At 38.4% G+C, this 12,248-nt stretch carries 11 protein-coding genes; 7 read left to right on the forward strand and 4 right to left on the reverse strand.

Annotated elements, in window-relative coordinates; all coding sequences use genetic code 11:
- Positions 1–39 precede the first annotated feature (39 nt).
- Both parC and AC07M3_RS17380 read left to right on the forward strand, forming a co-directional pair.
- The gene (gene parC / locus AC07M3_RS17375; protein ID WP_209831403.1) at positions 40–2,259 is read left to right on the forward strand and encodes a DNA topoisomerase IV subunit A; all 2,220 of its coding nucleotides are present in this window, start codon (positions 40–42) and stop codon (positions 2,257–2,259) included.
- 298 nt (positions 2,260–2,557) lie between these two features.
- Positions 2,558–4,237: a long-chain-fatty-acid--CoA ligase gene (locus AC07M3_RS17380; RefSeq protein ID WP_003654394.1), complete on the forward strand. Its 1,680-nt coding sequence runs from the start codon at positions 2,558–2,560 to the stop codon at positions 4,235–4,237.
- A 40-nt stretch (positions 4,238–4,277) separates the two neighbouring features.
- On the opposite strand, the gene AC07M3_RS17385 is transcribed toward AC07M3_RS17380, so the two are convergent.
- Complete coding sequence (locus tag AC07M3_RS17385) at positions 4,278–4,667, reverse strand: hypothetical protein (protein ID WP_494567895.1); 390 nt, start codon at positions 4,665–4,667, stop codon at positions 4,278–4,280.
- A gap of 106 nt (positions 4,668–4,773) precedes the next feature.
- Between AC07M3_RS17385 and AC07M3_RS17390 the strand changes: the two genes are divergently transcribed.
- Positions 4,774–5,172: an MAPEG family protein gene (locus AC07M3_RS17390; RefSeq protein WP_494567894.1), complete on the forward strand. Its 399-nt coding sequence runs from the start codon at positions 4,774–4,776 to the stop codon at positions 5,170–5,172.
- 127 nt (positions 5,173–5,299) lie between these two features.
- A complete protein-coding gene (gene ppa / locus AC07M3_RS17395) occupies positions 5,300–5,824 on the forward strand; it encodes an inorganic diphosphatase (protein ID WP_003654399.1) in 525 nt (174 codons plus the stop codon).
- A gap of 108 nt (positions 5,825–5,932) precedes the next feature.
- Here ppa and AC07M3_RS17400 read toward each other — a convergent pair whose 3' ends face one another.
- Positions 5,933–7,210, reverse strand: coding sequence for an OprD family outer membrane porin (locus tag AC07M3_RS17400; RefSeq protein WP_494567893.1), 1,278 nt, complete (start codon positions 7,208–7,210; stop codon positions 5,933–5,935).
- 735 nt (positions 7,211–7,945) lie between these two features.
- Between AC07M3_RS17400 and AC07M3_RS17405 the strand changes: the two genes are divergently transcribed.
- A complete protein-coding gene (locus AC07M3_RS17405) occupies positions 7,946–8,116 on the forward strand; it encodes a hypothetical protein (RefSeq protein WP_494567892.1) in 171 nt (56 codons plus the stop codon).
- Positions 8,117–8,172: 56 nt separating this feature from the next.
- A complete protein-coding gene (locus AC07M3_RS17410) occupies positions 8,173–8,985 on the forward strand; it encodes a TorF family putative porin (RefSeq protein WP_045437199.1) in 813 nt (270 codons plus the stop codon).
- Between the two features lie 44 nt (positions 8,986–9,029).
- On the opposite strand, the gene AC07M3_RS17415 is transcribed toward AC07M3_RS17410, so the two are convergent.
- Both AC07M3_RS17415 and AC07M3_RS17420 read right to left on the reverse strand, forming a co-directional pair.
- Complete coding sequence (locus AC07M3_RS17415) at positions 9,030–9,908, reverse strand: dihydrodipicolinate synthase family protein (RefSeq protein WP_494567891.1); 879 nt, start codon at positions 9,906–9,908, stop codon at positions 9,030–9,032.
- Between the two features lie 15 nt (positions 9,909–9,923).
- Positions 9,924–10,700: an aldolase gene (locus tag AC07M3_RS17420; protein ID WP_494567890.1), complete on the reverse strand. Its 777-nt coding sequence runs from the start codon at positions 10,698–10,700 to the stop codon at positions 9,924–9,926.
- Between the two features lie 111 nt (positions 10,701–10,811).
- On the opposite strand from AC07M3_RS17420, the gene pdxR reads away from it, so the two are divergent.
- The gene (pdxR, locus tag AC07M3_RS17425; RefSeq protein ID WP_494567889.1) at positions 10,812–12,245 is read left to right on the forward strand and encodes a MocR-like pyridoxine biosynthesis transcription factor PdxR; all 1,434 of its coding nucleotides are present in this window, start codon (positions 10,812–10,814) and stop codon (positions 12,243–12,245) included.
- Positions 12,246–12,248: the final 3 nt, after the last annotated feature.

Consider the following 12,248-nt stretch of genomic DNA (forward strand, 5'->3'; position numbering starts at 1 on the left):
TCATTTAAAATAACGACTGATTTGGAAGATAAGCTGACTATGACCAGCCTTGCGCATCAAGCGACAGAAAACCGCTCTGTAGCCGAATTTACTGAACAGGCTTACCTGAATTATGCCATGTACGTCATCATGGACCGTGCATTGCCACATATCAGTGATGGTTTAAAGCCTGTACAGCGCCGTATTGTATTTGCCATGAGCGAATTAGGGCTGAAAAATAGTGGTAAGCCAAAAAAATCAGCTCGTACAGTCGGTGATGTACTCGGTAAATACCATCCTCATGGCGACTCGGCATGTTATGAAGCCATGGTATTGATGGCACAGCCGTTTAGTTATCGTTATCCTTTAATTGAAGGACAAGGTAACTGGGGAGCGCCAGATGATCCTAAATCATTTGCTGCGATGCGTTATACCGAAGCAAAACTTTCTGCCTACAGTGAGTTATTGTTAAATGAGTTAGGGCAGGGCACAACTGACTGGCAAGATAACTTTGATGGTTCATTAAAAGAACCCATTACGTTGCCAGCACGTATTCCTAATATTCTACTCAACGGCACAACGGGGATTGCTGTTGGTATGGCGACAGATATTCCGCCGCATAATTTACGTGAAGTGATTAAAGGAACGATTGCCTTAATTCGTAATCCGCAAACTTCAGATGAAAAATTGGCTGAATATATTCCAGCGCCAGATTTACCAACAAAAGCTGAAATTATTACTCCACCAGAAGAATTACTCAAAATCCAGACCACTGGTCGTGGTAGTTACCGCATGCGAGCGGTGTACACCATCGAAAAAAATGAAATCGTGATTACTGAGTTGCCTTATCAGGTATCGGGTTCTAAGGTCATTACTCAAATTGCCGATCAAATGCAGGCTAAGAAGCTACCATTGGTGGTGGATATACGTGATGAGTCGGATCATGCAAATCCAACACGATTAGTGATTGTACTTCGTTCAAATCGTATTGATGCTGAAGCGGTGATGAGCCACTTATTTGCAACGACGGACTTAGAGTCAAGCTATCGTGTTAATTTAAATATGATTGGTGAGGATGGACGTCCTCAGGTGAAATCGATTCGTCGTATTTTGCTGGAATGGATTGAGATCCGTAAAAAAACGGTGACTCGCCGTTTGGAATATCATTTAAACCGAATTGAAAAACGCCTGCATATTTTGGCAGGTCTTTTAATTGCTTACCTTGATATTGATACAGTCATCCGTATTATTCGTGAAGAAGATCAGCCTAAACCTGTATTGATGGAACATTTCAAGATTGATGAGATACAGGCAGAAGCAATTTTAGAACTCAAGTTACGTCATTTAGCAAAACTCGAAGAGATGGAAATCCGTCAAGAGCAGGATGAACTTGCAGCAAAAGCAGCCATTATTCGTGAACAATTAGAAAATCCAGAATCTTTAAAGAATCTGATTATCGGTGAATTAAAAGAAGATGCGAAAAAGTTTGGTGACGAGCGCCGTTCTCCAATTGTAGCGCGTGCTGAAGCTGTCCAGATTAAAGAGCAAGACCTTGTACCTGCAGAAACAGTAACGGTTGTTTTATCTGAAGCAGGTTGGATTCGTGCTGCAAAAGGTGCAGATGTTGATGCAGAAAATTTAAACTACCGTGCTGGCGACCAATATTTAAGTCACGCTGTGGGCAAAACCAATCAACGGATTTATTTCCTTGATGAGACAGGGCGTAGTTATGCTTTACCTATCAGCAGCTTGCCATCAGCAAGAGGTTTAGGTGAACCATTAAGTTCCAAACTTGCTCCTGCAAGTGGCGTGTCGTTTATTCAGGTTTATCTAGAAGATGAAGCGTCTGAACTTATCGCTGCGAGTACATCAGGTTATGGATTTAAAACTCAAGCCAAACAGCTAGATACCAATGCTAAGGCCGGTAAAACATTCTTGTCGGTGCCTGAAAAATCAAAAGCTTTACCATTAATATCTGCTCAAAATATGACACATTTGGCTGTGCTCAGTTCAGCAGGGCGACTCTTAATTATTGATTTGGCTGAACTGCCGAACTTAAATAAGGGTAAAGGTAATAAGTTGATACAACTTGAAGCGAAAGAGCAAATTTTATCCATGACAACCCTGAACTTAGATGAAATAATTCAGGTGGTTGCAGGTCAACAACATTTAAAATTAAAAGGTGATGATCTACAAAAATACATAGGTAAACGAGCTTCAAAAGGTCAGCTCTTACCACGTGGATATCAAAAAGCAAATAAACTGTTGATTCAGAGATAAAGCTAGCGTCTGGCAACATAAATACGCTATATATGGCAACATGTTCAAGCAATGAACTGAACTTGTTGGTATTGAATAATGATTAAAAGGACAGCAATTTGGAGTACGTAATTTGTACTCCATGCAAAAAAAATTGACAGGGTCAAATTGTCAAAATTTCTGTCTCATAATCTTGTTCGAAAGTGTCATGAATGTGCCAATAAGTTTTAAATATGTTCTGGCACCAAGAAGCTAAAGAATAGCTGGGGCATTGAATAACAGTTATTACTAAGGATTACGAATCGGAGATAATGGCATTATGGAAAAAATTTGGTTTGCAGAATACCAAAAGACAGGGATTCCAGAAACAGTAGAATTGCCTGCAGAAAATACCTCACTTGTTGATATTTTTGAGAGTAATTTCCAAAAATTTGGTTCTCGTGATGCCTTTATCTTCATGGATAAGGCGATGTCATTTAATGAGTTAGAACTTGCAAGCCGTAAGTTCGCGACCTATTTGCAAAATTTGGGGTTAGCAAAAGGAACTCGTGTTGCAGTAATGATGCCGAATGTGTTGCAGTATCCTGTAGTTGCATTAGCTGTGTTACGTGCAGGCTTGGTATTAGTGAATGTTAATCCGCTTTATACGGCACGTGAGCTTGAGCATCAATTAAATGACTCAGGTGCAGAAGTACTCGTAATTATTGAAAACTTCGCTAGTGTGTATCAAAGCATTTTAGGTAAAACTCCAGTGAAGCATGTTGTAATTGCTACTGTAGGAGATATGCTCGGTACACTCAAAGGTACTCTGGTGAACTTTGTATTACGTAAAGTACGTAAGCAAATTCCAGCTTGGAATATTCCGGGACACGTTAAATTTAATTCAGCATTAAATAAAGAAAATGCAAGTAATTACAAGCGTCCGACTTTAACCTTAAGTGATACGGCTGTGCTTCAATATACTGGTGGTACTACTGGTGTTTCAAAAGGTGCAGAGCTTACTCATCTCAATCTTGTCGCAAACTTACTTCAGTGTGATGGTATTTTCCAAAGTAAATTTGGTGCAAACGATGGCGCTAAAGGTGACCGTATTGTTTGTGCATTACCACTTTATCATATTTTTGCGTTCATGGTTTGCGCTATGTACGGTATGTATAAAGGTCAGGCAAATATCTTGATTCCGAACCCTCGTGATTTACCAGCTGTTATTAACGAGCTGCGTAAATATCAACCATCATTCTTCCCAGCAGTAAATACATTATTTAATGCTTTAGTCAATAATGAAGAATTCAGACAACTTGACCATAGCAAGTTAAAAATGGCGATGGGCGGTGGTATGGCTGTTTTATCTTCTACAGCAGAAGCTTGGAAGAAAATTACGGGCACAACCATCATTGAAGGTTATGGCTTGTCAGAAACCTCACCGGTAGCAACTGCAAATCCACCTGCTTCTACTGAATTTAGTGGCACAATTGGTATTCCGTTACCTTTAACTGAAGTTGCCATTTTAGATGATGACGGTAAAGAAGTTGCTTTAGGTGAGCAAGGTGAAATCTCGATTCGTGGACCTCAAGTCATGAAAGGCTACTGGAAACGTCCTGATGAGACAGCTAAAGTCATGACAGCAGATGGTTTCTTCCGTACGGGCGATATCGGTGTTATGGATAGCCGTGGATATACAAAAATTGTAGATCGTAAAAAAGATATGATTTTGGTTTCTGGCTTTAACGTTTACCCAAGTGAAATCGAAGAAGTTATTGCTAAACATCCAAAAGTATTGGAAGTTGCAGCGATTGGTGTTCCAGATGAAAAATCAGGTGAAGTGCCAAAACTTTTTATTGTGAAAAAAGATCAAAGCTTGACTACAGAAGAAGTTTTGAGCTTTGCTAAAGAGAACTTAACAGGCTATAAGCGTCCTCGTTATGTTGAGTTTATGGATGAATTACCAAAATCAAACGTAGGCAAAATTTTACGTAAAGACTTACGTAAACCAGCCTAATCAGTTAATAAAAAAAGCGCCTTAGGGCGCTTTTTTTATTCTATATTTTATGACTTTTCATAAACCAGCGGTCTATATAAGGGCGTCCAATTCCGACCATCCCCACAAAAACAAGCATTGTGCCGAGTTGCAGGCGTATGTGAGTTAAATCAAGCTGACCATAACTTAAATAATTATCTGCTAAGCAATATACGGTAATCACAATGAGCCAGTGCCACAAAGGAAGTCGTTTAATACCGACTGCAATAAAGGTAATTGTTAAAATAACAAAGGTACCAAGTGTAGATTGCCAATTCAAATTTGCACAAATCACACTCAGTAAAAAAGCGACAATAGGGAGTACGATCTTTAATATGCGATCTATCTGAAGTTGATTCTGTTTTTGCTTATCCAAGACTTCAAACAATTCTTTTTGATCAGGTTGTTGCATACATGGCCCTATTCATCAGTGTTGACAAGTGATTGCATAAAATTTCAGGTAAAAACGCAATGTTATGATAGCATGATCAACAGTATTTTCAGTGATGGATGGCACTATGCAGGGCATCAGCGGCATTATCTATATTATTTTAGTGGCATGTTTACTGCCATACGCATTTACCGCAATTGCAAAAATTACAGGTGGTTTTCAGCCTGCCGATAATCAAAATCCGAGAGTTTTTTTTGCCAAAACAACTGGTCTGGCTGCTCGCGCTAATGCCGTACAACAAAATAGTTTTGAAAGCCTACCTTTATTCTTAACGGCTATTTTAATGGCTGAATATATGGTTGTTCCAGAATATTTTATTCTGAGATTAGGTTGGGCATATATTATTTTAAGAGTTATTTATGGGATCTGCTATTTAAGTAATTGGGCAACTTTACGCTCGATTGTCTGGTTCTTATCTATATTGTGTCCAATCTTCTTATTAGTGGTCACGATTAAACTGACTTGAGTGTCATTCTGTCATCATTCATATCAACTTTCGCGTGTGCGCATTGTATAATCGGCATCATTTTGATGATATCCACGCTATAATCGAGTGGATTTTACATCTGACTTCATAACGAAAGAGTATTGATATGAGTTACAGCGATATCCCAGCAGGTAAAGATGCCCCAAATGACATCTATGTCATCATTGAAATTCCTGCAAATGCAGCACCAATTAAATATGAAATCGACAAAGATTCTGATGCATTGTTTGTAGACCGTTTCATGGGCACAGCAATGTTCTATCCAGCGAACTATGGTTATGTTCCAAATACTTTGTCTGAAGATGGCGACCCGTTAGACGTACTTGTTGTAACTCCACATCCTGTTGCTGCTGGTTCTGTAATTCGTTGCCGTCCAGTGGGCAAATTAAAAATGGAAGATGACGGTGGTATCGATGCGAAATTAATCGCTGTTCCACACGAAAAATTGTCTCCACTTTATAAAGACGTGAAGGAATATACAGATCTTCCTCCATTGTTGATTAGCCAAGTTGAGCATTTCTTCAGTCACTATAAAGATTTAGAACCAGGTAAGTGGGTAAAAATCAGTGGTTGGGAAGGTGCTGATGTTGCTAAAGCTGAAGTACTAAAAGCAATTGAAGCTGCTAAATAAGCTTTAATTGATAAGGCTCAGAGTTTCTTAATTGAGATTCTGAGCCTAATAAAAAAACCTACATCTGTTGCCAGACGTAGGTTTTTTTATGCTTGATAGATCTATGAATTAGAATAATTTCACAGGAATATCAAGGAAGATACGCCATTCATTCGTGTCACCGATGTAAGCATTCGTTTGGTAAGCATCGCTTGCGCGGTAGTAAGAGTTACGAATACGAAGGCTCGCATCTTTAGCGAAACCACTTTGAACTGTGTATTTCACTTGGTTAAAGAATTCGTGTTCTTCAGCATCATCAGTTAAACCTTTAACTTTGATGTCCCAACCGTATACAAATGCAGTTGTCCAGTTTAGACCAGGTAATACACCTAACTTACCAAAATCAAGACTGTATTGGATTTGTGCAGATTTTTCATCGTTACCGATGAAGTCAGACAGGTAAGAGTTTGGCAAATAAATACTTTGGCCACCGTCAGCATTTTCACCATAGTCATAACCAACATTGCCGCTGTTTTGTTGGTAAGCAACCGTGAGGTTGTGTGGGCCAGTATTATAGGCTGTAGAGATTGCCCAAATATTGTTTTTACGATTAGATAGGTCATCAGTAGTTTGTGAATAAGTAGAAGCACCTTCATCAAACTTAGTATGATAACCACTAAAATCATAAGTTAATGAGCTGTCATTAGCCAATGGTTGTTTATAGTTTAAATTTACATAATGGCGTTCAAGTTTATCTTTACTATCCAAACCATAGTAAGAAGCATTTAAATTATCATCAAACTTGTATTTCGCGCCCCAAACAATTGCACGGTCGAGATGACGGCCGTCTGTGTTCACTTGGTCAGAATACTGATCTTTAGTGAATTTACCTGCAATTACTTCTAAATCTTTAATTTCATGGCTGGTTAATAAAGTACCTGTAAAGTATTCAGGCACTAAACGAGCTGTGTTACTTGCGAGTACAGGAATATCGAGTACTTGAGTACCGTAACGTACTGTTGTATTCGAGAAACGTGCTTTAACGCTACCACCACCACGAGCCCAATGATCGTAAGCTGAACCATCGTTGTATTTTGGAATCATGTTATTGCCGGCGTTTTTATTTTCACCGATCTTAAATGAACCATCACCAAGAACGCCGACACCGAAACCAACAATACCGGGAGTAAAGCCAGATTCGATATTTACAATTGCTGTTTGAGCAAATGAACTGGTGTCATCCACGCCATTTTTTTTATCACGGCTGATATAACCTGTACGGAAGAGAATAGAACCGTTCGCATCTTCAACAAATCCTTTTGCCTCACTTTGCTCACTTGCCTGAGCTGAGGAAATTATTGCCGCAGAAATGAGAACTGCTAATGTAAGTTTTTGTGCATTTAGCATATTTAAAGAACCTCATAAAAACGATAAATCCTGTGCCTTGTTATTGTTCAGGGCCTAGGATTTGAATCAATTGTATAAGTAATCTATAAAAAAGATATATTTTTGTTGATTTTATTTTATATATGCTATGCAGAAATTGATTAATGTGTTACTGGTTGTTTACTAAATTTACTATTAAGCTTTTATACTTAATGTATTGTTTAAAATAAAAAAAGTAATTTATTTTTTAGTGGATTTTTACCATTTATTTTATATTCTAAGCTCAAAAAATAGTTGATTCTTGTGTTCATTTTTTACTCTTTTTTGGTGGATATGTTTACTTTTTAATCTTCTCTTAAGTTGATTTTTTTAACGGTTTATTTTCAATGCTCTCTAAAATGTTACTATATAACATTATTTTTAATGCATGATGTGCAAAAAGAGATCACTATAATAAGCTAATGGAATTTAGTTGATTTGATCAAATTTAGTGCGATATTCTGCGTAAATTTTGTGCATTACTCTTTTTGCTCATATTATTGCTTAAAAAAGACCCAAAATAGTTCATAAGTTTTAAAACAGAAAAAAATAAAGAAATCTAATTAAAAGAAATGCCCATTCACAGACCATTACAAGCTCGGCTTTAAGAAATTTACGTAATTTTTATATCTCTTATTTAAGTTTAAATAGAAATTTTACATTGAGTAAATGGATACTGCTGACGTCGCTAATTTATTTCCGACAAGGTGTTTTCTCATGTTGCTCGTTTCTAATTGGATAGATGTCTTATTTTATAATATTGTTTTTTATGAATATATTTTTATAAAAATAAAATGGAATTTTTATTGTAGAGATATTTTGATTTCAATATTAATGATATGCAGCGAAGGGGAATATGGACTTGGCACAGCAATTGCTAAAGCTTAAGTAACACAATGTGTTTTATATACATAAATCGTGCATTCATTATGGGGGAGATCAAAATGATGAAATTTGCACTTAAGACCTTAGGTCTTGGTATTTTCGCAGCTGGTTCAACCATGGCTATGGCTGAAGAAGCACCATCTTTTTATGGTATCACTGCAACAGGTAGTGTAGCGGCAACTACAGACTACCGCTTCCGCGGTGTTACACAATCGTCAAATAACCCAGCAATTCAAGGTGGTTTTACTTTTTCTCATAAGTCAGGTGCCTATGTCGCGCTGTGGGGTTCAAGCGTTGACTTTAATACACCTGGCGTTTCAACTGAAACCGATATCTCTTTAGGTTATACAAATACATTAAAACTGTCAGATAAGCTGGCACCGACCTATGACGTGGGTGTAATTCATTACGGCTATATTGGTTCTGACTCAAAATTTACTAACCCATACAATGGGGATACGGGTTTTGACTTTAATGAATTTTACGGAAAATTAACTTTTGCTGATTCTTTATTTAAAGGTGATGCACTTAGTGTGGGCGTAAGCTATTCAGATGATTATTGGGGGCACTCTGATGAGTTCTGGTACTTTAACCTAGGTTATTCAGCACCAATTGCAGACACAGGCTTCACTGGACTCGCTTCAGTTGGATATAACAAACTCAAAAATAAAGACTCTTTACTTGTAGTTGCGGGTGGACCAGGTGAAGACGATAGCTATATCGATTATAAAGTGGGCGTGAATTATAACATTTTGGGTATTGTCGCTGAGCTAGACGTCGTTGGTACAGACATTAGCACTTCTGGTATGACTGATGCTGGTAAAAAACCTTATGACACAGGCTTAGTGTTTAGTTTAACTAAAACATTCTAAGTTTATGCGGTAAAAAAAGCGGGTTTATTGCCCGCTTTTTTTAATTAGTCCTCTATTTGAGCAAGTAAATGTTTTAATTGACTAAGCTCAACATCATTTGCTTTGATTAGAGGTTTACGTGGCGTACCCGCAGAAACCCCTTTTAGCTGCAAACCTGCTTTAATCGTTTTAGGTAAACCACCGCTTACGATAAAGCGTAGTAGAGGAAGTTGCTGGTAAAATGATTTTTGAGCCTGATTTAAATTACCATTTTTCACATGCTGAATAAGTTGTTGAGGGAGCTGACCTAATAGATTAGGCGCTGCTGTACACCAACCGCTAGCTCCTGCACATAAGGCTTCTAAAGCTAGAGGATTACAGCCGTTATAAAACGGGAGTTCTCCTTTTGATAGCTCATAAATTTGATGCATACGCTGAATATCACCGCTACTTTCTTTCACCATCGTAATGTTTGGAATCTGATTAAACATACGCACGATTAACTCTGGAGACATATCAACACCACTGGTTGCAGGGTTGTTATACACCATAATTTGTAGAGTCGTTGCTTCAGCAATCGCTTGATAATATTCAAAAATCTCTTGATCTGTTAGCTTCCAGTACGATACAGGAATGATCATCAGTGCATCTGCACCATAGCTTTGCGCAATCTGCGCTTTTTTGATGGCTTGATCCGTCGTGAGTTCTGAAATCCCAATAATGACAGGTAAGCGTTTATTAATACTTTCAATTGAAGTTTTGGCAACTAAGCACCACTCATCCCATTCAAGATAAGCGCTTTCGCCAGTACTGCCTAGAGGTGCAATCGCATCACAGCCATTTTCAATAAGCAAATCCAACATTTGCTTTAGAACAGGAAGGTTAATGGTGTTGTCATTAGAAAATGGGGTGACAGGGTAGCCAATAATACCGTTTAGTTTCATGGTAGAAGTCTCTTTTTAAATGCAGTCGGAATGTTTTTTCAAAGCTTTACGTGCGTAATAAGCAAAGTTCACTTTGTTACGTTTGTCGGTAGATACCCAGTCATGAGCTTCTGTTGCCAAATCATGGGGGATAGGCTGAATTTGTCCAGCAGACATCGCTAGCAGTTGCAGTTGAGCTGCACGCTCAATTAAAAGAGCCAAGTTGCATGCTTCTTCAATGGTTTTTCCTGTGACCAGTTGACCATGATGAGACAACAAAACAGCACGGTTTTTACCCAAAGCAGAAGAAATCAAAATACCTTCTTCATTACCTACAGGAACACCCGGCCAATGGCCTACAAATGAGCAATCTTCGTAGAGTGCACAGACATCCATTTGAGAAATCATGAGCGGAATCTGAAGCATGGAGAGTGCTGCTACATGGGTAGGATGCGTGTGGATAATGCAGTTCACCTCTGGGTGTTCTTTATAAATCCACGTATGAAAACGATTGGCTGGGTTTGCCATTCCTTCTCGATTGATTGGTTCTAAATCTTGATTAACCTCAAGCAAGTTTGAGGCAGTAATTTCATCAAAGCCTAAACCAAAACGTTGAGTAATAAAGGAATCTTTATTTCCACTACGACATGTAATTTGGCCCGCTAAACCAACATCATGGCCATGATCAAATAAAATACGACAAGTGAGTGCGAGCTTTTGACGGTCAGTTAAATCTGAATCGCTAATCCACTTTTGCATGTCTTGCTGTGCATGCTGCATCAGATCTTGTTTGTTTACAGAAGCAGTCTTCATCTCTTCTCCAGTCCAGTTGACCAAATTAAGTAGGTGAAGGCAGAATAGAAAACAACTGGGTGAATCAATACATCCAGTTTTTACAAGTTATATGGTCCAGATGGGGCGAATATGCTAAGACCTTGGCAAATACATTTTCGTATCGATGAAAGAGAAGAAAAAACAGTTTTTTTAAAACTGACCAACTTGATTAGTCAGGAGATTTTAAGTGGTCGCTTGGTGCAAGGGACTATGTTGCCCGGGTCTCGTAGCTTGTCAAAAGAATTGGGAATTAATAGAAAAACCGTACAAGCAGTATATGAAGAATTAGAGGCGCAAGGCTGGCTTGTGACTCGTCCTCGAAAAGGCACATTTGTGGCAGATATTTTGCCGGAAAAGCAGCTAAAAATAGAGTCTGTAAATGAGCGAAAAGTTAATCATAAGCCAACTATTCAAGAAGGTACTTTATATCCACACAACGATGGTGTGCCTGACCCAAGGCTTATTCCGTATGAGTTATTTTCAAGAGCCTATCGGCATGCATTGATTAAAATTACCCAAAACCAGTACATGGGTTATGGTGACCCACGGGGAATGATTGAGTTAAGACAAGCCTTACAAAAAATGTTGTCGATGGAACGTTTTATGAGTGTTGCCGAAGATGAGATTTGTATTGTACGTGGCAGCCAGATGGGAATTTTTCTTGCATCCCGTGCATTGCCAAATCGACAGGGAGTGATTGTAGTTGAAGAGCTGTATTATCCCTCTGCTTTTAAAGCGTTTCAGTCAAATGGGTTTCAGGTCGTTTCTGTCAAATTAGATGAACAAGGTATTGTCATTGAAGATCTGGAATGGATTTTACAAGAGCATTCAGTTGCTGCCATTTATACAACTCCGCATCATCAATATCCCACAACTGTCACGATGCCAATGAGTCGCCGTCTTCAACTCTTAGAGCTTTCAAAAAAATGGGGGTTTTATATTATTGAAGATGATTATGATCATGAATTCCACTATGACAGTCGGCCTATGCCACCCTTAGCGAGTTTGCCTCATTCTGAGCTGGTCATTCATGTTGGCTCATTATCTAAGGTTTTTGCACCCGGTATTCGCTTGGGATACATCGTGGCATCTGCATCAGTCATTCAATCCATTACCGAAGATATTTTATTGATCGATCGACAAGGTAATAACATTACGGAACTTGCTTTAGCAGATTTAATGCAGCGCGGTGAAATCAAACGACACATTCGTAAAATGAAAAAAATATATCAGTTACGACGTGACCATACCTTAACTGAATTTAGCAGAGTTTTTTCAGGTGATGTCCAGATTCAACCTCCAGCAGGCGGAATGGCTTTATGGGTGAAATTCCAGAAATCTTTTACTAAAGAGCAAGCCTTAAAATTAGACGAACTCAACATGGATACAGAGCATAAGTTTAGACAGGATGATTCTTCTAATCGTTGTATTCGCTTTGGCTTTGCAGCTTTATCCGAGCAAGAAATTACTTCTTTAATCGAGAAGTTAAATGAGGTTCTTAATAAAAGAACAGTGGACTCATAATCC

It is taken from the genome of Acinetobacter sp. GW821-FHT09D10 (assembly GCF_059416285.1).

What these genes read in the sequence shown, in the direction of transcription:
- AC07M3_RS17420 (WP_494567890.1), bottom strand. Translation starts at nt 10,700, where the DNA reads ATGAAGACTGCTTCTGTAAACAAACAAGATCTGATGCAGCATGCACAG.
- ppa (WP_003654399.1), top strand. Translation starts at nt 5,300, where the DNA reads ATGAGTTACAGCGATATCCCAGCAGGTAAAGATGCCCCAAATGACATC.
- parC (WP_209831403.1), top strand. Translation starts at nt 40, where the DNA reads ATGACCAGCCTTGCGCATCAAGCGACAGAAAACCGCTCTGTAGCCGAA.
- AC07M3_RS17405 (WP_494567892.1), top strand. Translation starts at nt 7,946, where the DNA reads ATGTTGCTCGTTTCTAATTGGATAGATGTCTTATTTTATAATATTGTT.
- AC07M3_RS17380 (WP_003654394.1), top strand. Translation starts at nt 2,558, where the DNA reads ATGGAAAAAATTTGGTTTGCAGAATACCAAAAGACAGGGATTCCAGAA.
- pdxR (WP_494567889.1), top strand. Translation starts at nt 10,812, where the DNA reads ATGCTAAGACCTTGGCAAATACATTTTCGTATCGATGAAAGAGAAGAA.
- AC07M3_RS17385 (WP_494567895.1), bottom strand. Translation starts at nt 4,667, where the DNA reads ATGCAACAACCTGATCAAAAAGAATTGTTTGAAGTCTTGGATAAGCAA.
- AC07M3_RS17390 (WP_494567894.1), top strand. Translation starts at nt 4,774, where the DNA reads ATGCAGGGCATCAGCGGCATTATCTATATTATTTTAGTGGCATGTTTA.
- AC07M3_RS17400 (WP_494567893.1), bottom strand. Translation starts at nt 7,210, where the DNA reads ATGCTAAATGCACAAAAACTTACATTAGCAGTTCTCATTTCTGCGGCA.
- AC07M3_RS17410 (WP_045437199.1), top strand. Translation starts at nt 8,173, where the DNA reads ATGATGAAATTTGCACTTAAGACCTTAGGTCTTGGTATTTTCGCAGCT.
- AC07M3_RS17415 (WP_494567891.1), bottom strand. Translation starts at nt 9,908, where the DNA reads ATGAAACTAAACGGTATTATTGGCTACCCTGTCACCCCATTTTCTAAT.